Origin of the sequence: Bacillus sp. CH140a_4T (assembly GCF_008923725.1) — a bacterium.
Classification (GTDB): Bacteria; Bacillota; Bacilli; order Bacillales; family Bacillaceae_G; genus Bacillus_A.
The window spans coordinates 179,929-200,659 of sequence record NZ_WBPF01000006.1 but is presented as its reverse complement, the minus strand read 5'-3'; the positions used below and the strand labels follow the sequence as shown (position 1 = coordinate 200,659).

17 protein-coding genes are annotated in these 20,731 nt (G+C 34.0%); 13 read left to right on the top strand and 4 right to left on the bottom strand.

Annotated elements, in window-relative coordinates:
- Window positions 1-22 precede the first annotated feature (22 nt).
- From F8162_RS07415 to F8162_RS07405, 3 genes are all read left to right on the top strand, one after another.
- Complete coding sequence (locus F8162_RS07415) at window positions 23-1,177, top strand: helix-turn-helix domain-containing protein (protein ID WP_151630088.1); 1,155 nt, start codon at window positions 23-25, stop codon at window positions 1,175-1,177.
- 135 nt (window positions 1,178-1,312) lie between these two features.
- Window positions 1,313-2,353 carry a hypothetical protein gene (locus F8162_RS07410; RefSeq protein ID WP_151630089.1) on the top strand — a complete coding sequence of 347 codons (1,041 nt, stop codon included), beginning with the start codon at window positions 1,313-1,315 and terminating at the stop codon, window positions 2,351-2,353.
- A 241-nt stretch (window positions 2,354-2,594) separates the two neighbouring features.
- A complete protein-coding gene (locus tag F8162_RS07405; RefSeq protein ID WP_000713629.1) occupies window positions 2,595-3,473 on the top strand; it encodes a radical SAM/SPASM domain-containing protein in 879 nt (292 codons plus the stop codon).
- A 37-nt stretch (window positions 3,474-3,510) separates the two neighbouring features.
- Here the strand turns inward: F8162_RS07405 and pepF are convergent, their stop codons facing one another.
- The gene (gene pepF, locus F8162_RS07400; RefSeq protein WP_151630090.1) at window positions 3,511-5,328 is read right to left on the bottom strand and encodes an oligoendopeptidase F; all 1,818 of its coding nucleotides are present in this window, start codon (window positions 5,326-5,328) and stop codon (window positions 3,511-3,513) included.
- 135 nt (window positions 5,329-5,463) lie between these two features.
- Window positions 5,464-6,447, bottom strand: a complete 984-nt coding sequence (guaC, locus tag F8162_RS07395; protein WP_000432434.1) for a GMP reductase — start codon at window positions 6,445-6,447, stop codon at window positions 5,464-5,466.
- A gap of 240 nt (window positions 6,448-6,687) precedes the next feature.
- Here guaC and F8162_RS07390 point away from each other — a divergent pair, with 240 nt between their 5' ends.
- On the top strand, window positions 6,688-7,719 hold the full coding sequence (locus F8162_RS07390) for an acyltransferase (RefSeq protein WP_151630091.1): 1,032 nt from the start codon (window positions 6,688-6,690) through the stop codon (window positions 7,717-7,719).
- Window positions 7,720-7,906: 187 nt separating this feature from the next.
- Window positions 7,907-9,352, top strand: coding sequence for an ATP-dependent RNA helicase DbpA (gene dbpA, locus F8162_RS07385; RefSeq protein ID WP_151630092.1), 1,446 nt, complete (start codon window positions 7,907-7,909; stop codon window positions 9,350-9,352).
- A 42-nt stretch (window positions 9,353-9,394) separates the two neighbouring features.
- Here dbpA and F8162_RS07380 read toward each other — a convergent pair whose 3' ends face one another.
- On the bottom strand, window positions 9,395-9,955 hold the full coding sequence (locus tag F8162_RS07380) for a DUF1836 domain-containing protein (protein WP_151630093.1): 561 nt from the start codon (window positions 9,953-9,955) through the stop codon (window positions 9,395-9,397).
- A gap of 164 nt (window positions 9,956-10,119) precedes the next feature.
- Between F8162_RS07380 and trhA the strand changes: the two genes are divergently transcribed.
- The 4 genes from trhA to F8162_RS07360 all read left to right on the top strand — a co-directional run bounded on the left by trhA (window position 10,120) and on the right by F8162_RS07360 (window position 14,053).
- Window positions 10,120-10,767: a PAQR family membrane homeostasis protein TrhA gene (gene trhA / locus F8162_RS07375; RefSeq protein ID WP_151630094.1), complete on the top strand. Its 648-nt coding sequence runs from the start codon at window positions 10,120-10,122 to the stop codon at window positions 10,765-10,767.
- A 222-nt stretch (window positions 10,768-10,989) separates the two neighbouring features.
- Window positions 10,990-12,006 carry a UDP-glucose 4-epimerase GalE gene (gene galE / locus F8162_RS07370; RefSeq protein ID WP_151630095.1) on the top strand — a complete coding sequence of 339 codons (1,017 nt, stop codon included), beginning with the start codon at window positions 10,990-10,992 and terminating at the stop codon, window positions 12,004-12,006.
- A gap of 469 nt (window positions 12,007-12,475) precedes the next feature.
- Window positions 12,476-13,066 carry an AmiS/UreI family transporter gene (locus F8162_RS07365; RefSeq protein ID WP_048560490.1) on the top strand — a complete coding sequence of 197 codons (591 nt, stop codon included), beginning with the start codon at window positions 12,476-12,478 and terminating at the stop codon, window positions 13,064-13,066.
- A gap of 105 nt (window positions 13,067-13,171) precedes the next feature.
- On the top strand, window positions 13,172-14,053 hold the full coding sequence (locus F8162_RS07360; protein ID WP_151630096.1) for an NAD-dependent epimerase/dehydratase family protein: 882 nt from the start codon (window positions 13,172-13,174) through the stop codon (window positions 14,051-14,053).
- An 88-nt stretch (window positions 14,054-14,141) separates the two neighbouring features.
- On the opposite strand, the gene sodA is transcribed toward F8162_RS07360, so the two are convergent.
- Complete coding sequence (gene sodA, locus F8162_RS07355; RefSeq protein ID WP_151630097.1) at window positions 14,142-14,768, bottom strand: superoxide dismutase [Mn]; 627 nt, start codon at window positions 14,766-14,768, stop codon at window positions 14,142-14,144.
- 215 nt (window positions 14,769-14,983) lie between these two features.
- On the opposite strand from sodA, the gene F8162_RS07345 reads away from it, so the two are divergent.
- The 4 genes from F8162_RS07345 to F8162_RS07330 all read left to right on the top strand — a co-directional run bounded on the left by F8162_RS07345 (window position 14,984) and on the right by F8162_RS07330 (window position 20,700).
- Window positions 14,984-16,054 (top strand): nitric oxide synthase oxygenase, encoded by a 1,071-nt coding sequence (locus F8162_RS07345; protein ID WP_151630098.1) that lies wholly within the window; start codon window positions 14,984-14,986, stop codon window positions 16,052-16,054.
- A gap of 363 nt (window positions 16,055-16,417) precedes the next feature.
- A complete protein-coding gene (locus tag F8162_RS07340; protein WP_151630099.1) occupies window positions 16,418-17,986 on the top strand; it encodes a BCCT family transporter in 1,569 nt (522 codons plus the stop codon).
- Window positions 17,987-18,212: 226 nt separating this feature from the next.
- Entirely contained in the window at window positions 18,213-19,982 is a 1,770-nt protein-coding gene (gene lytS / locus F8162_RS07335) for a two-component system sensor histidine kinase LytS (RefSeq protein ID WP_151630100.1), read from the top strand.
- Window positions 19,960-20,700 (top strand): LytR/AlgR family response regulator transcription factor, encoded by a 741-nt coding sequence (locus F8162_RS07330; protein ID WP_151630101.1) that lies wholly within the window; start codon window positions 19,960-19,962, stop codon window positions 20,698-20,700. Before lytS ends, F8162_RS07330 begins: the two co-directional genes overlap by 23 nt.
- Window positions 20,701-20,731 lie beyond the last annotated feature (31 nt).

Sequence of the window (20,731 nt, the reverse complement as noted above, 5' to 3'; positions counted from 1 at the left end):
GGCAAATGTGGAGGAATTAGTAATGTTGGATGTTAAATTTAATGGTAATCGATTAAGGGAGGCAAGACGTTTTAGGGCAAAATCTATTACTGATTTATCCAATGATATAGGTGTAACTAAACAAATGGTATCGAAATATGAAAATAATAAGGCTGTTCCAAGCCTAGAGATATTATTTCGTATAATAAGTAATCTTAACTTTCCAAGGGAGTTTTTCTTTGGAGAAGATACATTTGATATGGAAACAGAAGGTACCTTTTTTAGGTCACGTTTAACATCAACTCAAAAGGAAAAGAAGCCAAGTGAGTTTACTAAAAATATGACGGTGTTAATACGAGACTTTTTAGAGGATTATATAGATTTTCCGAAAGTGCCGAAAAAACCAATAATTAATAATGACCATTCCATTGAAGAGTTAGCTTATCTAGTACGTAAAGAGCTAGGATTATCAGATAAACCTGTCAATAACATTTTAAGGCTTTTAGAAGAACAGGGTTTTGTTGTTTCTTTAATCTCAAACAAAATGGATAAGGTAGATGCTTTTAGTAGTCAAACAAAAATTAATGGGAATATTTACTATACCGTAGTCCTTGAAGGAGAAGAATATTCTTACTATAGACAACAATTTAGCATAGCACATGAATTAGGACATTGGGTCTTACATTCTGAAGTGCTCGATCCGCAGAGTTTAGAAAAAGAAGAATATAAGGAAATGGAAGATGAAGCTAATGAATTTGCTGCATGTTTTATGTTGCCTAAGGAAGCCTTTTCGAGGGATGTAAGTTTAGAACCATTAAACTTAGATTATTATGTTCATTTAAAGAAGAAGTGGCAAGTTTCAATTGGTGCTATGGTAATGAGAGCATTTAATTTAGGGATAATTTCAAGTGAAGATTATCAGAAGCTACAAAGACAGATAAGTTATCGGAAATGGAGAATAACTGAGCCTTTAGATACAGTGAAGACGATATCAAAACCTATAGCATTAAAACAAGCTGTTGAGTTATTGGTAGAGAATAATGTATTTAAAGGATATGAGATACCTAAGGAAATTTTTAAAAAATACAATGTATTATTGCCGACGGAGTTTATTGAAGAAATCACTAATGTTGATAAGGGGTATCTTGAGTATCAAGAACCGCAAATTGTTAAATTGATACATGAGGGAAAAGAATGAGTGTATTTGTAATAGATATATGGTAATAAAAAATCCCCCCTATTTGAAAGTAGAGGATAGAGGGGGATTTTATAGATGAAAAATGCTTTTTGTATAAGGGTTTTAAAGTTTGTTAAAGAGAGAGAGGAATGAGTAGTGGATAATGATAATAAAATAATTCAAGATAGAATCCCTAGGCTAGTACTAATGCTTACAGTTTTTGGAGGTAGCATATATATTGTTAAGGGCATCTTACTAGCTTGGTGGAAAACCTTTTCAAATAGTGCATATACAAAAACAATATATAGTGTGGAACATATAATGATTGTATTACCGGCATGTGTAGTATCATTTATTGCATTGCATGCACTGTATTATGTGTATATGGAGATGAAGACATTAGGGTGTTATAAAAATCATGATGAACAAAAATCTGCTATTAATAAAGCAGATGAGAGTTATAGAAATATTTTTCTAACAATTAAGATGGGTAGCGGATTAATACTTATATCCTTGTTTATAATGGTATTGATAGAAGGTTCAAAGAAAGAGTTGCCCATAACAATTATTACAACTACGATAATAATTGCTTGTGTTGCTTTGCTTATAGGGTATCTTTTATATAAAAAGGCAAAGTTATTTGAGCATAAAATATTTAATAGAGTAAAAAAGAAATCTTCATTCATTTTCATTTTTGTTTATTTCATCTTTTTGTGGATGATTTTTAGTTTCACCCTTACTTCATTAGCAATAGGTGGGAAAAAAGGTGTGGAGATAAACATAGATGAGACTAAAAAAATTCCTATTACATTGACTACACAAAACATCGAGGAGCTCGATATACAGATGAGGATCAATGGTGCAACAAACATAGATTCTGGGGATTTTGAGATGTCAAAAGGTTTAACAGAAGTTTTTGAGGATAAAGGGAATTCATCAAAAAAATCTGTAGATATAAGTAAATTTTCTGAGGAGACAAATAACCATAATTATGGGATAAGCTTGGATAAAACTAAATATAAAAATGAGTATCAATTGGATTTGAGAAAGTATATGTTAGATGGGAAAAATAAAATTGAAATATTATTAATGTTTAAAGCAGGTGAGGATAAAAAATACGTACATTTCGCTACTAATGTCTATGTAGAAAATGATAAAATTAAAATTACCGAAAAAAAGGTGAAAGTTGCTTGGTAAAAATATAATGAGGGGAAATTCAACAAAAAATAAAATTGAGAAATTACTTAATGTTCCTCTTGGTTTACCGTTAGATATACTACGGTGAACCGTATCATAAATAGTAATAGTACATTCAAACGGCTACAGATGTGGCCGTTTTCTATATTTCCTAAAATAAGTATGTTTCTATTTCTAAAAAAATATGATGTAATATGAAGAGGAAAAAAGTACAAGTAGTCATAGAAGTGAGGAATTAAAGGTGAAGAAGTTTAAAAAGTTTTACTTGGAGATTACGAGTGTATGTAATCTTGCGTGCAGCTTTTGTCCGCCGACGGAAAGGCAGAAGCAGTTCATTTCTGTGGAGGATTTTGCGAAAAGATTAGACCAAATTAAACCTCACACAGACTACATTTATTTGCACGTGAAGGGTGAGCCGTTGCTTCATCCAAAAATAGATCAACTGCTAGATTTAAGCCATGAAAAAGGGTTTAAAGTTAATATTACAACGAACGGAACGTTAATTAATAAGAGAAGGCATAGACTGTTAAATAAGCCTGCTCTAAGACAAATGAATTTTTCACTGCACAGTTTTGATGGGCATCCAGGTTCGCAAGATAAAGAAGGTTATGTAAGGAGTATACTTTCCTTCATTAGAGAGGCGACAAGTCAATCGGATTTAATTGTTTCACTACGTTTATGGAATTTAACTCAGGATAATAAAACAAATGCTGAAATCCAGAAAAATAGAGATTTATTATCCATCATTGAAAATGAGTTTGGTCTATCTTATCAAATCGAAGAGAAGCTTACACCAGGAAAAGGTATAAAAATTGCGGAACGTGTCTTTATTAATCAAGACTATGAATTCCAGTGGCCGGCATTACATGAAGAAGAGGATGATGGAAAAGGATTCTGTCATGGTCTTCGAAATCAGGCTGGAATTTTAGCGAATGGAACAGTTATTCCTTGCTGTTTAGATGGTGAAGGGATTATTAACCTTGGGAATATTAATAATGACTCATTTTCTAACATTATAGAAGGTGAAAGAGCGACAAACATTGTCGATGGATTTTCGAAAAGGGTTGCAGTCGAAGAGCTATGCAGAAAATGTGGATACCGTAAAAGATTTGGAAAATAAATATGAAACAAGCCCTCATAAAGCGAGGGCTTATTTTTTATTCTTGATAAGAGCGTTCTAATTCATCAATTAAGGAACCGACGTAAGAAACAGCTTTACGTATTGCATCTGGTTTTGACATATCTACTCCGGCATGTTTCATTAATTCAAGTGGTTTCATCGTACCACCAGCGCGAAGTACATCTAACCAGCGGTCAACAGCAGGTTGTCCTTCCTCTTTAATCATTTGAGCTACCGCAGTAGATGCAGTGAGTCCTGCAGAATAGGTGTAAGAATATAAGCCCATATAATAATGAGGTTGACGCATCCAAGTTAAGGCAGCGCCTTCGTCAATTTCTACAGAATTTCCCCAGAATGTAGAAAGTACATTTGTTTTTATTTCAGTTAAAGTTGTAGCTGTAAGTGCTCCGCCTTCTTCTGCTAGCGTGTATACTCTTCTTTGATATTCTCCCTCAAGTAAGTGAGTAACAAAGTTGTGATAATATGTGCCGAGTAGTTGCAGAATCACCCATCTGCGCATTCTCTTATCGTCATTCGTTGCTAATAAATGCTGGGCTAATAGTAGTTCATTCATTGTAGATGGTGCCTCAACAAAATACATAGATGGACGTACATTCATAATACGCTGGTTTTTATTTGCTAAATAAAAATGACCAGCATGTCCGAATTCATGTGCTAATGTGAAGCATCCACGCATCGTATTTTGCCATGTAATTAAAATGTATGGATGAGAACCATATGGGCTTGAACAAAATGCTCCGGTTGATTTGCCTACGTTATCTGCAAGATCAACCCATCTTTCTTTGAATCCTTTTTCAATAATGGAACTATACTCATCGCCTAATACCTTTAAAGAATCTTGAATTAATTTACCAGCCTCCTTGTATGTGATGGTTGGATTAAATTCGGGATCTAAAGGTGCATGTAAGTCGCAGAACAGCATTTGATCGAGTCCTAATACTTTCTTTTTTAAATCTGCAAAACGGCGCATATGAGGCGCTAATTCTTTATAAATAATATCAAGTTGATTGTTATACATTTCAAGTGGAACTTTTTGAGGTTCTAAAAGCATATGAGTAACAGATTCGAATTTGCGTAAACGAGAGAGTGTTACTTGTTTTTTCACTTCAGTCGCATATGTTGTTGCCACTGTATTCGTATATCGTTTCAAGGTGGAAACAAATGATGAGTATGCTTTCCTACGTATGTCTACGCTTGGAGAGAACTCATATTTGCTTTCAAATAATGCAAATGATATAGGTAGTTCGTTTCCTTGCTCGTCTTGTATGGAGGTAAAATCCATATCGGCTAATTTAGTCATACTGTAAATTTTGTATGGAGAATTATGTACTTCGCCAAGTGCAGCAAGAGCTTCTTCTGTTTCAGGAGAGAGCGTGTGCTGCCTTTTTTGCAGTATGTCTAGTAATGATTTACGGAAAGGTTCGAGTTTTGTTTCTTCAGCTAAATATTTTTCAATTGTTCCTTCGTCGAATGAGAGGATTTCATTATGGATAAAGGATAGTGCAGTATGTACTTTTGTCCATAAGGCAGCAATTTTGGCAGAGTTGACTTGAATAACTGGGTTTGTACGATCAGTGGATTCTTTTAAATTTGCATAGGAGTATAGTTTTGTTAACTCGATTAAAAGCTCTTCTTCTAAAAGTAGGCAATGTAATAAGGTAGTGGCGCTAGTGTGTAATTGTCCTTTAAACGCATCAAGTTTTTTTATATTGTCTGTTAATACAAGTAATGCAGTTTCCCACTCTTTATCACATTCGTATAAATCAGAAAGGTCCCACGTTAGTTCAGTAGGGACTTCTGCGCGAATATGGCGTTTCTCAATTACATGTTTCATTTGTTATATCCCCCTTATTATAAGTATCTAAAAATATGATACTAGAAAATTCAGTAAAATAAAAATATTTTACATTTCTATACATGAAAAAAGGACAAGCATGAAAATGCTTGTCCTTCGAATTAAATTTAAAAATTAATATACTTTATCACCGTTGAAAATAGAGTTTTTCACGACTACATAATCTACAGTACGAATTGAATCTAATTTTGTTCCACCAGCGTAAGAGATAGAAGATTGAAGATCTTGTTCCATTTCAATTAAAGTGTCTTCTAAAGAACCTTTATGCTCAACGAACATTTTCTTACCTTCAACGTTTTTCTTCTCACCTTTTTGGAATTCAGAAGCTGAACCGAAGTACTCTTTATAAAGTTTGCCGTCTTTTTCGATTGTTTCCCCTGGAGACTCTTCATGACCAGCGAATAGAGAACCGATCATAACCATAGTCGCCCCAAATCGAATAGATTTAGCTACGTCGCCGTGTGTACGAATACCACCGTCAGCGATAATTGGCTTACTTGCAGCTTTTGCACACCAGCGAAGTGCAGCTAGCTGCCAACCGCCAGTTCCAAAGCCTGTTTTAATTTTAGTAATACAAACCTTACCAGGTCCAATACCAACTTTTGTTGCGTCAGCACCAGCATTTTCTAATTCTCTTACCGCTTCTGGAGTTCCAACGTTTCCAGCGATAACGAAGCTTTCTGGTAAATGCTTTTTAATATGTTGAATCATGTTGATTACAGCATTAGAATGTCCATGCGCGATATCAATCGTGATATATTCAGGCGTAAGGTGCTCAGCAGCTAATTGCTGTACGAATTCATATTCGTCCTCTTTTACACCAACGCTAATAGAAGCGATTAATCCACGTGATTGCATATCTCTAATGAATGAGATTCGTTTCTCTGGTTGGAAACGATGCATGATATAGAAGTAATTATTTTCAGCTAAATAAGTTGCAATTCTTTCATCAATAATCGTTTGCATATTTGCAGGTACGACAGGTAATTTAAATTTATGTTTTCCTAAAGTGACAGTTGTATCACATTCAGAGCGGCTATTTACAATACATTTTGCAGGAATTAATTGAATATCTTCATAGTCGAATACGTTTTCCATCATTTACACCCCTAAAATACGAATATTTTATTCAGTTTACTTAAAAATGTTCGTCCAAAGGATAATTTACATTATTTTCACTCATAAGTCAAAGGTTTTCATGTTTATATTTGAAAATTAAATTTTAGCTATGTATTTTGTAAGTTCATGTAATGAAAATGTGTTTAAACATAGTATTATTTGATGTAAAATTATGTTTGGAAAATAAAAGTTTAATAGGTAAATTTAGGAGGGGTGCTAATGAAGCGTCTAGTATATATGGATTGGTTGCGAGTATTAGCAACAATCGCAGTAGTTACAATTCACGTTGCTGCTGGTTATGTTTCAGTGTTAGATGCAAATAACGCTTCACGCTGGATGGCTGGTAATCTATTTGAATCGATTTCACGTGCGAGTGTGCCGATTTTTGTAATGATTAGTGGAGCTTTATTGTTAAAAGGAACGAAAGATATTTCAGTCGGGGAGTTTTTACAGAAGCGCGCGAGTAAAGTAATTATTCCTTTTATAGCTTGGAGCGCTATATTTTATGCATATGGGGCATATGCAGGCTATTTCCCGGCCTCTTTAAAGCAAGGGATTAAGCACTTTTTAACGGATACTATTGGGGGACATTTATGGTTCTTATACATGATTGTAGGGATATATTTAATTACACCTCTACTGAAAATCTTTGTGAAGAACGCTAAAAAAAGAGAAATAGAATACTTTTTAATTTTATGGTTATATGCGTCTGTTATAGTCAATTTAGTGAAATATTATTATCCTATCAACTTTAATATTGAATTATTTTATGTTACGAATTATGTAGGGTACTTCCTACTTGGTTATTACTTATCCAATTACGATATTTCGAAAAAATGGAGAAATATTTCTTACATTGGAGGATTCGTAGGATTTATTAGTACATTCTTTATTACTTATTACTATACAGTAAAAGCAAATGGACAATTAGAGCATTTTTGGTATGGATATTTTGCGCCAGGCGTTGTACTGATGGCGATTGGATTATTTGTATTTTTCAAATATGCCTTCCAAAAATCAGAAAGAGAATTACCATTGTTATTCCGTTTTATAAATCAAGCAAGCCTTGGAATCTATATTCTTCACTTCTTCTTATTAAATAACTTGTTGTACATGGTTTTCCCTAAAGTAAATGAGCGTGTACACGCAATATTGGCAATACCTATTAATGTAACGATTACAATTGTTCTTAGTATGGTAATTACGTTAGTATTGCAAAGAATACCAGTTGTGAAAAAACTAGTTCCGTAAAAATGAATATGGTATAGATAGGGCAGACTTATAATTAAGGCTGCCCTTTACTATTTTAAAATTATACGTAGATAAATTTAGGCTGAAACGAATTAAAAACAGTGGATTAATATAGTATCTTACTATAGTCTAAAGTGAGGTATGAAGAACAGAATAGGTTAAATATAAAATCAAATGAGGTTAATATATGAGTAAAAAAAGCTTTAATAATTATGCATTAAGTAAAGAAGTAAGACGAGCACTTACTGGTTTAGGATATGAGCATCCAACAGAAGTGCAAGGAGAGGTTATTCCAGTTGCATTGCAAAAGAAGGATCTTGTTGTAAAATCACAAACGGGTAGTGGGAAAACGGCTTCGTTCGGTATACCACTTTGTGAAATGGTAGAGTGGGAAGAAAATAAACCACAAGCGTTAGTTTTAACACCAACGAGAGAACTTGCTGTTCAAGTGAAAGAAGATATTACGAATATAGGGCGATTCAAAAGAATTAAAGCTGCTGCAATTTATGGTAAATCTCCATTTGCACGTCAAAAATTAGAGCTAAAACAAAAGACGCATATTGTAGTAGGGACTCCAGGACGTGTGTTGGATCATATTGAAAAGGGAACTCTTTCTTTAGAGCGATTAAAATATTTAGTGATTGATGAAGCAGATGAAATGTTAAATATGGGCTTTATCGATCAAGTAGAGGCAATTATTGATGAATTACCTACAAAAAGAATGACAATGCTATTTTCAGCAACATTACCGGAAGATGTTGAAAAGTTATCACGTACATATATGAATGCACCAACTCATATTGAAATTAAAGCGGCTGGGATTACAACGGATAAAATTGAACATACTCTGTTTGAAGTAAGGGAAGAAGAGAAGCTTTCACTCCTTAAAGACGTAACGATGATTGAAAATCCCGACAGTTGCATTGTTTTTTGTCGTACACAAGAAAATGTAGACCATGTATATAGACAGCTAAAACGAGTGAATTATCCTTGTGACAAAATACACGGTGGTATGGTACAGGAAGATCGTTTTGAAGTTATGGATGATTTTAGAAAAGGAAAGTTCCGTTATTTAGTAGCAACAGATGTAGCTGCAAGAGGAATTGATATTGATAATATCACACATGTTATTAATTACGATATTCCATTAGAAAAAGAAAGCTATGTACACCGTACTGGAAGAACAGGAAGAGCTGGTAATAATGGAAAAGCTATTACATTTATAACGCCTTATGAAAATAGATTTTTAGAAGAGATTGAGGAATATATCGGATTTGAAATTCCAAAGGAACTGGCACCTTCAAAAGAAGAAGTTATAAAAGGGAAAGCAGTATTTGAAGAAAAGATATATGCTAAACCAATTATAAAGAAAGATAAAAATGCAGACCTAAACAAAGGAATTATGAAATTGTACTTTAATGGCGGAAAGAAAAAGAAAATTAGGGCGGTAGATTTTGTTGGTACAATTGCTAAAATCCAAGGTGTTTCTGCTGATGATATAGGTATTATTACAATACAAGATAATGTTTCTTATGTTGAAATATTAAACGGAAAAGGACCACTTGTTTTAAAGGTTATGAGAAATACAACGATAAAAGGTAAACAATTAAAAGTTCATGAGGCAATTAAGTAAACAAAAAAACTATCCACTATAACAGGTGGATAGTTTTTTTGTTTATGACTCTTCTAAATCATCGATCAACTTCTCAGCTAAGCGTCTATACATATTACTCATCGACACAAATGATGTTAGTAATAAAAATTTCTCTAGGTTCGGATCTTCTAAGGAAGACATCCCACTTACTTCTGAAACACGGTTATTTACGTCTTGTGTAAAGCTTTCGACGTTGCTTTCGGTAAGAGAAAGATAATCTTTATATAGCGTATTTAATTCAAATGAATCATCGCTTAATAAGGATTCATTTATATTTTCTAAGGAGCTTTTTATGTCATTAATAGAAAGGGCCCCTTTTAATTGGTAAATTAAGCTAATTAAAATCATATGCTCTTTTGAGTATTTTTTATTTTTGATTGGAATAAACAGTTTACCTTTTGCATAATTGTTAATCATTGTTTTTGTTAATACTTTTTCATCATCGGTTCTTGTTGTATCCGCATAAGTATTTTCAAATAGTTGGACAACCTGGTCTACATACAAGTCGACATTTGGAATATCCTCAAGCGTAATATTTTTTTCTAAATGTAATGTTTCAAGCAATTTATTTATATTTTCCACGTAGAACCCCTCACTTTTATAACTTAGTGGAGCATAATGTTTAGTTTATCTCTAAATATGGTATTACGAAACAAATGAATTGTAAATGTTGACCTCTAATGATAATACGTATATAATTACATGTAGTTATTGAAACTACATGTAATTATATGAGGGGTGTTTATATGAATGCTTATATAAGGGAACCGGTTAATGCTTTTACCCATTTGGGAGGAGCTGTATTATCATTTATTGCATTATTAGCTATGCTTGTAAAAGTTTCTATTAAGATGCCGTCTTTTGCGGCAATTACAGCTGTTATTTTGTTTGGTATCGGAATGATGGTTTTGTATACAGCATCAGCTGTATATCATAGTGTTGTAGCCAGTGAACGTGTTATTTATTTCTTTCGGAAGCTTGATCATTCTATGATTTTTATATTGATTGCAGGTACATATGCACCATTTTGTTTAATTACATTACATTCCACAAACGGTTTATTATTATTTTGTTTAGTTTATGCAACTGCCATTTGTGGTATTGTTTTTAAAATGTTTTGGTTTAGTTGCCCGAGATGGTTATCAACAGCAATTTATATTACAATGGGCTGGTTAATTGTTCTGTTCTTTGCACCGTTAGCTGCTAACTTAAGTACAGGAGGTATCGTACTTCTAGTGCTTGGAGGCATTCTTTATACAATTGGTGGATTTATTTATGGAACAAAGCCAAAATGGTTAGAGTTTAAACATATGGGGCATCATGAAATTTTTCACGTGTTCGTGTTATTGGGAAGCCTTGCCCACTTTTTAAGTGTATATTGCTACGTAATTTAACGATATGAAATTTCCGAGTGATTTTTATTTTTCTTGATTAATAAAAAAAGATATAGACACATATGTATGTTGAAGAGTTGCATAACGTAAAGGTTATGTGGCTCTTTTTTGTATAAATAATAATTAAAAAAATATTAAAAATTATCAGTCTTTTTATGGTAGGATAGATGTGTATTAAGGTTATAAAATTTTATAATTAATAATAAGTGGGGGACTCTATATATGGCGATACTTATAACGGGTGGAGCAGGATATATTGGTAGTCATACGTGTATAGAATTATTAAATAATAATTATAAAATTATAGTCGTAGATAATCTTTCAAATAGTTCAATCGAGTCTTTAAACCGAGTAAAAGAAATAACAGGAAAACAATTTGAATTTTATAAAGAAAGTGTTTTAAATCGTGAAAAAATGAATGAGATTTTTTTGGAAAATAACATTGAAGCGGTTATACATTTTGCTGGATTTAAAGCAGTAGGGGAATCGACTACAATTCCTCTTACATATTATTATAATAATATAATAAGTACAATCATACTATGTGATGTGATGCAGAAACATCATGTTAAAAAATTTATTTTTAGTTCATCTGCAACTGTATATGGAATTCCAAAAACATCACCAATTACAGAAGAATTTCCGCTAAGTGTGACAAATCCATATGGGCAAACAAAATTAATGATTGAGCAAATGATGCGTGATGTAGCAAAAGCTGATGATGAATGGAGTATTGCATTACTTCGTTATTTCAATCCATTTGGAGCGCATAAAAGTGGCCGTATTGGAGAAGATCCAAATGGGATTCCGAATAATTTAATGCCATATGTAACGCAGGTAGCAGTAGGTAAGTTAAAGGAGCTAAATATATTCGGAAACGATTATCCAACAAAAGATGGGACCGGTGTCCGTGACTATATTCACGTTGTTGACCTTGCAAAAGGACATGTAAAAGCACTTGAGAAAATACTTGAGACGAAAGGAATCGAGGCATATAATCTTGGCACAGGTAAAGGGTATAGTGTGTTGGAGATGGTAAAGGCTTTTGAAAAGGTTTCGGGTAAAAAGATTCCTTATAAAGTGATTGGGCGTCGTCCTGGTGATGTAGCAATATGTTTTGCTGATGTATCTAAAGCGAAACGGGAATTAGAATGGGAAGCGGAATATGGATTAGAAGAGATGTGTGTAGATTCTTGGAGATGGCAGGTAAATAATAAAAATGGCTATCAAATGATTTAAGGTAGCTAGTAAAGCATTCTCTTATTATTTTGTAGGATATGTTATGTATATAATAAATTGTATTCTTTATTATGTTGCTTGAGGTCAGTAATATGTTCAATTTAGGAAAGAGAATGTAATAAAATATTACTGACCATAGCATTTGAATAGCAATCGGTTCTATTGAAAAGTATTCCAATACTTGTATCATTGTTAAAGTGCGTTTATAATCAAATAATCTTATTAGCTTTTTGATTGAATTACGTATTATTGAAAGCGTTTTTATCGTGTGATACATTCTGATTGAAATTATTACTGTATGACATGCATGAAAGGGATTTTTTTATTGTTTTTTAAGGTAGGAAGTCTGACTTATTTCAAAAAAAACTTTGTATGTAGTTGCAAGTAAGAAGGAGAATAAGGAATAATATAATTTTTACAAGACGGGGAGGGTACAGTGTGAAAATGTAAGGTTTTCACATGAGGATATATGGGGTACGTAGGATTATTACTTTCGGGTGCAGCTTTATTTTTAAATAGTCTTGTTATATTAGGAAAAGCAGAAATGAAAAGTGCGGGTGTTTTTAATTTATTTGTGGGTGCACTACAAATTATTATTCCGTTCTATCTAATCATGATTTCTGACCAAAGCAATTGGACGGTATATTCATATGCAGCTACTTTCTTATTTGGATTAACCTATTTATATGTAGGTGTTACTTTTATAAAAGGAATGGATAGCAGCGGTCTAGGGTGGTTCTGTATTTGGGTAGCAATTATTGCTTTATTCTATATGGTTGTTTCATTTGTTCAATTCCATGATGTTGTTAATGCGTTAACGTGGTTTATGTGGGCATTGCTTTGGTATTTATTCTTTGTATTAAATACACAAAAAAAGAATATCAATCAATATCTTGGAAGAATTGCTTTCGTACAATCATGGGTAACATTAACGTTGCCTTCACTCTTTTATTTTATGGGAGTATGGGGCGAGGGATTCGTATATGATCTATGGGTTTATGTATCCGTAATTTCTATTTTATACTTCTGTTATTGTATTTATAAATATCGCGTACGTTAATATATGTTCTGTAGAAAAGCATGGAATCGTTAAACGAATTCCGTGCTTTTTATATATGAGCATTTATAATAGAGAGGTAGTATTTTACATTTTATCAAAATGGGGATGATGAAGTTGAAAAAAGTATTGGTGCTAGGGGGAACAAGATTTTTTGGTAAACATTTAGTAGAAGCACTTGTGCAAAATGGACACGATGTAACGATTGCGACGAGAGGAATTACGGAAGATTCTTTTGGAAGTAGAGTAAAAAGACTGATTGTAGATAGAGAAGATGAAAAACAACTAGCAGAGCGTCTAGAAGATAAAAGTTATGATATCGTATACGATAATTTATGCTATAGCTCGAATGCAGCGAAGGTAATATGTGAAGTGTTAAGAGAGAAAACGAAGAAATACGTTATGACGTCTTCAATGGCTGTTTATGAGCCAGCGATAGGCTTGTTAGAAGAGGACTTTAATCCGTATGAGTATGTTATTACGTATGGGGATAGGAAGGATTTTAATTATGGTGAAGGCAAACGATTAGCTGAAGCTGTTGTATTTCAACAAGCAACATTCCCAGTTGTTGCAGTACGTTTTCCAGTTGTTATTGGAGAAAATGATTATACGAAAAGGTTACAATTTTATGCTGAGCATATTGTAAGGCAAGAACCTATCGCTGTGAATCATCTAGATGGAGAGTTGTCGTTTATACATGAAGAAGAAGCTGGAGAATTTTTAGCTTGGTGCGGGATAGAAAGTATAGAAGGGCCAATGAATGCTTGTAGCAACGGAGTAGTTTCTACTAGAGAAATCATTCATTTCATAGAAGAAAATACGGGAATAAAAGCACTCGTTCAACAGGTAGGAGATCATGTAGCACCTTATAATGAAGTGATTAATTGTACATTACATAATGGAAAAGCTAATGAATTAGGATTCACGTTCCGAGAGTTGAAAATAGAAATAGAAAAGGTATTACGTTATTACTTACATGCAATGGAATAATCATAAATCCCCCGGTGGCAATCCGGGGGATTCTGGAGGATTTCGACAATACTAATTTTACATTACCAAATTTACCTTATACGCACGACTAATGTGTTTGTGATTGAATTGCTCGTAAATACTTTTCATTTACCCGGTCCCAGTTCACCGTATGCCACCAGTTGGTAACAAATTCTGGACGCCGATTTTGATACTTTAAATAATAGGCATGTTCCCATACATCGATGACGAGTAATGGAATTTTACCTTCTTGCAAAGGTGTATCTTGATTGGGTGTACTCATAACGGAAAGTTCCTCACCGTCCAAAACAAGCCATCCATAGCCACTTCCAAAACGACTAATAGCTGCTTTGGAAAGTTGATCTTTTAAGTTGTCAAAGGTATTGAAATAATAATCAATTACTTTTGCAACGTCTCCATTAGGCTCACCGCCACCTCGCGGGCTCATTACTTCCCAAAAAAGACTATGACAATAATGACCACCACCGTTATTTCTTACAGCTGTAATAATTTCCTTTGGTAAAACGTCTAAATTACATAGTAACTCTTCTAAAGACTTATTATGTAATTCCGTATAGTTTTCTAAAGCGGCATTCAAGTTATTTACGTATGTCGCATGATGTTTTCCATGATGAATGGAAAGCGTGTTGCTATCGATATATGGCTCTAGTTCATCGTAGTCATATGAAAGCTTTGGCAATTGAAATGAAGACATAACATTACCTCCTTTCTTTTTAAAAGTTGGTCTAGGTAAAAATAATTTACCTGAGTCAAAAATACACCTATTTTTTATGTAAGTCAATAGTAATGTCTTTAATTTTCTGAAAAATATTACAATAAAAGTAACACTTCGACTTTCATTTGTGACTCGTATTCTTTTTGCTTATACTGTAAAGTAGAACGTTTTGTTGAAATAGAAGGAGATCGTTTATGAGTAAAACGAAACAATTAATAGAGGAAGCGAGTCAGTTTATTACGATTTGCTATAAAGAGCTTAATAAAGAGCAATTCATAGAAGAGCGTGTGAAAGAAATTCAAGTTGAGATAGAGAAGACGGGGACGTATGAGCATACATTTGAAGAACTTGTTCATGGATCGCGAATGGCATGGCGTAATAGTAATCGATGTATCGGAAGACTATTTTGGAGTAAGATGCACATATTAGATGCACGTGAAGTAAATGATGAGGAAGGCGTATATAATGCATTAATTCATCATATTAAATATGCAACGAACGATGGGAAAGTGAAACCGACAATTACAATTTTTAAGCAAAATCAAGGTGAAGAAAATAATATACGAATTTATAATCACCAATTGATTCGATATGCAGGATATAGAACAGAAATGGGAGTGATTGGTGACGCTCATTCCATTGCGTTTACGGATTTTTGTCAGGAGCTTGGCTGGCAAGGAGAAGGTACGAATTATGATGTATTGCCACTTGTATTTTCTGTCGATGGAAAAGAACCTGTATATAAAAAAATTCCTAAAAAGGAAGTGAAAGAGGTACCCATTGAACATCCAGAGTATCCAATCTCATCTTTAGGAGTAAAATGGTATGGAGTACCGATGATTTCAGATATGCGCCTAGAGATTGGCGGTATTTCTTATACTGCTGCTCCGTTCAATGGATGGTATATGGGTACGGAAATTGGTGCCCGTAATTTAGCGGATCATGATCGTTATAATTTACTGCCAGCCGTTGCAGAGATGATGAATCTCGATACATCTAGAAACGGTACGTTATGGAAAGATAAGGCGTTAATTGAGTTGAATATTGCCGTACTACACTCTTTTAAAAAACAAGGAGTTAGTATTGTGGACCATCATACTGCTGCACAACAATTTCAGCAATTTGAGAGGCAAGAAGCTGCTTGTGGTCGTGTTGTAACAGGGAATTGGGTGTGGCTTATTCCGCCGCTATCACCAGCTACCACTCATATTTATCATAAACCGTATCCGAAAGAAATTTTGAAGCCAAATTTCTTTCATAAATAGTTTGTAGTACAGGGCATTTTCTATAAAAATATAAATTTTTTTAATTACTGTTATGTAGCAAATGGAAGCCTTTACGCTCGGTTATTTTTGGAAGGGGCTTTTTGAACCAAGGAGTTCCTTATGTTATAATCAAATTTCTGTTTCGAAGACCTTATAGAAATATAAGGTCTTTTGTTTTGCTTTTTTATGTAATAGGAATAGAAATTTTCTTTTAAATAAGGGATTTAGCATATTTTTAGGGACAACATAAGTGTGTGGAAAATCGATGAATTATTATGCTTATATAATCATTATGTTTTGGGTGTAAACAATAAAACATAGTAAAGTTGTTTTTTTAGATTGCTGAGGAAGGAGGAAGTGTAAATGAGAATGAAGAGTCGAAAAACGGATTGGCCTGTATTTCTTATTAGTGGTGGCTCACTTTTATTATTTGTAATTGCAGTTATTTTAAATAAAAGTTGCGTAGAGGGAGTCATTAATAGCAGTTTTGCAGCTTCAATTAAATATTTTGGTGCCTTTTGGCAGGTTTTATTAATTGGTACATTTGTTGTTGCAATGTGTATGGCGTTTTCGAAGTATGGGAGAGTTAAACTTGGGGGATTAGACAAACCTGAAATTAGTACGACAAAATGGCTCGCTATTATTATGTCTACATTACTTGCCGGAGGTGGCGTTTTTTGGGCAGCCGCAGAGCCGATGTACCACTTGATGACGGTGCCACCAATACATGAAGGTATAGCTGCTGGAACGAAAGAAGCAGTCATGCCTGCTTTAGCACAAAGTTATATGCACTGGGGTTTCCTGGCTTGGACGATTTTAGGTACAATTAGTGCGGTAGTTATGATGTACGGACATTATCATAAAGGTATGCCGTTAAAACCTCGAACGCTTTTATATCCTATTTTTGGGGAGAAATTGCGAAAGAGTTGGCTTGGAACAATGATCGACGTATTTGCCATTATTGCGGTAGCTGCAGGGACGATTGGTCCGATCGGATTTTTAGGACTACAAGCAAGTTATGGATTACAAGCATTGTTTGACATTCCTGATGTGTTTACAACTCAATTAGCCATTATTGTTTGTGTAGTAGCTGTTTCTACTATATCTGCGGTAACGGGAATTGATAAAGGGATTCAAATTATAAGTAATTTAAATGTTAGGTTAGCAGTTTTATTAATGGCATTCGTATTACTGTTTGGACCAGGTGGATTTATTATTGATTCATTTGTTTCTTCATTTGGATTTTATATAAATGAATTTATTCCAATGAGCACATATCGTGGTGATACAACTTGGTTAGGATCATGGACAATCTTTTTCTGGGGATGGTTTATTGGATACGGACCGATGATGGCAATTTTAGTGAGCCGTATTTCAAGAGGAAGAACAATCCGAGAAATCATCGTTGCAATTGGAATTATTGCACCTATTATTACAACGTTTTGGTTTACAATACTAGGGGGATCAGGTGTGTTTTATGAGTTAATGAAGCCTGGTTCTATATCGACAGCATTAAGTGAATCTGGTATGCCAGCAGCTATGATTGCAATTACAGAGCAACTGCCACTCTCAAATATTATTGGACCCGCGTTTCTTTTATTAACAATTTTATTTGTAGTAACAACAGGAGATTCAATGGCGTATTCAATTTCAATGGCAGTGACTGGAGATGGAGATCCTAGAATTAGCTTGCGGGTGTTTTGGTCGCTTATTATGGGAACAGTTGCAGCAATTCTTTTATACATGGGTGAGGGAAGTATTAATGCGCTGCAATCATTCATCGTAGTAACAGCTGTCCCGGTATCTATTCTGTTATTCCCAATGCTATGGCTAGCGCCAAAAGTTGCAGGGGAATTAGCTTTAAAGCAAGGTATTGTAAAAGAAGAAGAGAAAACCTCCTTCTTGTTCCAAAAAGCTAGCAAATCAAAATAAATAATTATATTTATATAAGAAGAGGAAGCATCTCATTTGAGATACTTCCTCTTTCCTATTTATCCAACTACTTTTCTTGAAGGATACAGTTTCAATCTATTCTAATACTTTATCTTGCGTCTCTGGGACACATAATAGATTTCAAAAGTTATTTCATTCTTCTTGACGTCCACTTCATTATTTTTCCATAATAAAACTAAATCATATAAAAAGGAATGAATCACAGATGCTAAATTTAGTACTTATGATGATTGAACGTGTCGGACTTATTGTTATTTTAGGATTTTTACTTTCTCATATTAAAACGTTCAGGCGCCTTCTTCATAGACAAGATGGGTATGTAGATAAACTTAAGCTTATTTGTATTTTTTCAGTGTTTACAATTGTTAGCAATTACACGGGAATTGAAATTGCAGGGAATACAATTATGAATGAAAATTGGCTGCAAGGTGTTTCGTCATCTAGTACAATTGCGAATACACGTATTATGGGTGTTGGAATTAGTGGATTGCTTGGTGGTCCTATCGTCGGAATTGGAGTAGGATCGATTGCTGGTATTCACCGTTATATGCTTGGCGGGACGACAGCGCTAAGTTGTGCAATCTCGTCAATTTTAGCAGGTGTTATAACGGGGTATATTGGATACATTTTCAAAAAATATAATCGTGCAATTACGCCTAAATTTTCAGCGGTTTTAAGTGTGTTTATCGTTTCTTTAGAAATGATTATGATCCTATTAATTGTAGAGGATGGAATTAACATCGTGAAAACAATTGCGATACCAATGATCCTTGTAAATAGTTTTGGAAGTTTTATTTTACTTTCTATGATACAAGCTATTTTACGCCAGGAAGAAAATGCGAAAGCTTTGCAAACGCATAAAGTATTACGAATTGCTGACAAAACATTGCCATATTTCCGCAAAGGATTAACAGAAGAGTCTTGTAAACATGTGGCACAAATTATTCACCGTTTTACGGGAACGGATGCGGTATCCTTAACAGATACAGAGAAAATATTAGCTCACGTTGGATTAGCATCAGATCATCATATTCCTTCACACAGTTTAATAACAGGTTTATCGAAAGAGGTTTTACATACAGGGAAAATAATGAAAGCGAAATCACGTGAGGTTATTAATTGCCAACATGAAGGCTGTCCTCTGCAAGCAGCTATTGTTATTCCATTAACTTCACATGAAAATACGATAGGGACATTAAAACTGTATTTCAAGAACCCTAACCAGTTAAGTCGTGTTGAAGAGGAACTAGCAGAAGGGTTAGCAAAAATATTTTCCACGCAGCTTGAATTAGGTGAAGCTGAGTTGCAAAGCAAATTATTACAAGATGCAGAGATAAAGGCATTACAAGCACAAATTAACCCGCACTTTTTATTTAATGCAATTAATACTGTATCAGCTTTATGCCGAACAGATGTAGAAAAAGCGAGAAAATTATTATTGCAGCTTAGCGTTTATTTTCGTTGTAATTTACAAGGGGCGCGCCAATTGCTTATTCCATTAGAACAAGAGTTAAATCATGTACATGCATATTTATCGTTAGAACAAGCGAGGTTTCCGAATAAGTATGAAGTGAAGATGTACATTGAGGAAGAGTTAAAGACGACCTTAGTTCCACCATTTGTACTTCAGCTATTAGTTGAAAATGCATTGCGCCATGCTTTTCCGAAAAAGCAACCAGTGTGCGAAGTTGAGGTACATGTGTTTGAAAAGGAGGGGATGGTGCATTTTGAAGTGCAAGATAATGGACAAGGAATTGAGAGTGAACGTCTAGGACAATTAGGAAAAATGGTAGTTTCATCAAAGAAAGGGACTGGAACAGCTTTATATAATATTAATGAACGACTTATCGGGTTATTTGGGAAAGAGACAATGCTTCAAATTGAAAGTGAATTAGAGCAAGGGACGAAGATCCTCTTTGTAATCCCGAAAAAAGTAGGGGAGGAAAAACGGAGTGTTAAAAATATTAGTAGTTGATGATGAAATGTTAGCGCGTGATGAATTAAAATATTTATTAGAGCAAACGAAAGAAGTAGAGATAATTGGTGAGGCTGATTGTGTAGAGGATGCATTAGAAGAGCTAATGAAAAACAAACCAGATATTGTTTTCCTAGACATTCAGTTATCTGATGATAACGGATTTGAAATCGCAAATATATTAAAGAAGATGAAAAATCCGCCTGCAATTGTGTTTGCGACTGCCTACGATCAATATGCACTCCAAGCATTTGAAGTAGATGCGTTAGACTATATTTTAAAGCCATTTGATGAAGAACGTATCGTACAGACATTAAAGAAATATAAAAAGCAAAAACAAATTAAATTAGAAACAAAACAGGAAGTAAAGAGTGTAGACGTAACGACTGAGATGCATAAATTAGCATTACCAATTGAAGAATCGATTGTACTTGTGAATATTGAAGATATTATATATGTAGGACTTGTGGACGGAAAAGTGACAGTAAAAACGATGAGAGAAACATATATAACACATGATACACTTGTCATTTTGGAAAAGAAGTTGCCGCAAGCCAGCTTTATGCGTGTCCATCGTAGTTTTATTGCAAATATTAATCATATTACGGAAATACAACCATGGTTCAATTCTACATATAATTTAATTATGAAAGAAGGATCAAAAGTACCTGTTAGCCGTACATATGCAAAAGAACTCAAAAAGCTACTTCGTATTTAAGAAGTAGCTTTTTGTATTTCATCTGCCTATT

What these genes read in the sequence shown, in the direction of transcription:
- F8162_RS07415 (WP_151630088.1), top strand. Translation starts at nt 23, where the DNA reads ATGTTGGATGTTAAATTTAATGGTAATCGATTAAGGGAGGCAAGACGT.
- pepF (WP_151630090.1), bottom strand. Translation starts at nt 5,328, where the DNA reads ATGAAACATGTAATTGAGAAACGCCATATTCGCGCAGAAGTCCCTACT.
- guaC (WP_000432434.1), bottom strand. Translation starts at nt 6,447, where the DNA reads ATGGAAAACGTATTCGACTATGAAGATATTCAATTAATTCCTGCAAAA.
- F8162_RS07390 (WP_151630091.1), top strand. Translation starts at nt 6,688, where the DNA reads ATGAAGCGTCTAGTATATATGGATTGGTTGCGAGTATTAGCAACAATC.
- dbpA (WP_151630092.1), top strand. Translation starts at nt 7,907, where the DNA reads ATGAGTAAAAAAAGCTTTAATAATTATGCATTAAGTAAAGAAGTAAGA.
- trhA (WP_151630094.1), top strand. Translation starts at nt 10,120, where the DNA reads ATGAATGCTTATATAAGGGAACCGGTTAATGCTTTTACCCATTTGGGA.
- galE (WP_151630095.1), top strand. Translation starts at nt 10,990, where the DNA reads ATGGCGATACTTATAACGGGTGGAGCAGGATATATTGGTAGTCATACG.
- F8162_RS07365 (WP_048560490.1), top strand. Translation starts at nt 12,476, where the DNA reads ATGGGGTACGTAGGATTATTACTTTCGGGTGCAGCTTTATTTTTAAAT.
- F8162_RS07360 (WP_151630096.1), top strand. Translation starts at nt 13,172, where the DNA reads ATGATGAAGTTGAAAAAAGTATTGGTGCTAGGGGGAACAAGATTTTTT.
- sodA (WP_151630097.1), bottom strand. Translation starts at nt 14,768, where the DNA reads ATGTCTTCATTTCAATTGCCAAAGCTTTCATATGACTACGATGAACTA.
- F8162_RS07345 (WP_151630098.1), top strand. Translation starts at nt 14,984, where the DNA reads ATGAGTAAAACGAAACAATTAATAGAGGAAGCGAGTCAGTTTATTACG.
- F8162_RS07340 (WP_151630099.1), top strand. Translation starts at nt 16,418, where the DNA reads ATGAGAATGAAGAGTCGAAAAACGGATTGGCCTGTATTTCTTATTAGT.
- lytS (WP_151630100.1), top strand. Translation starts at nt 18,213, where the DNA reads ATGCTAAATTTAGTACTTATGATGATTGAACGTGTCGGACTTATTGTT.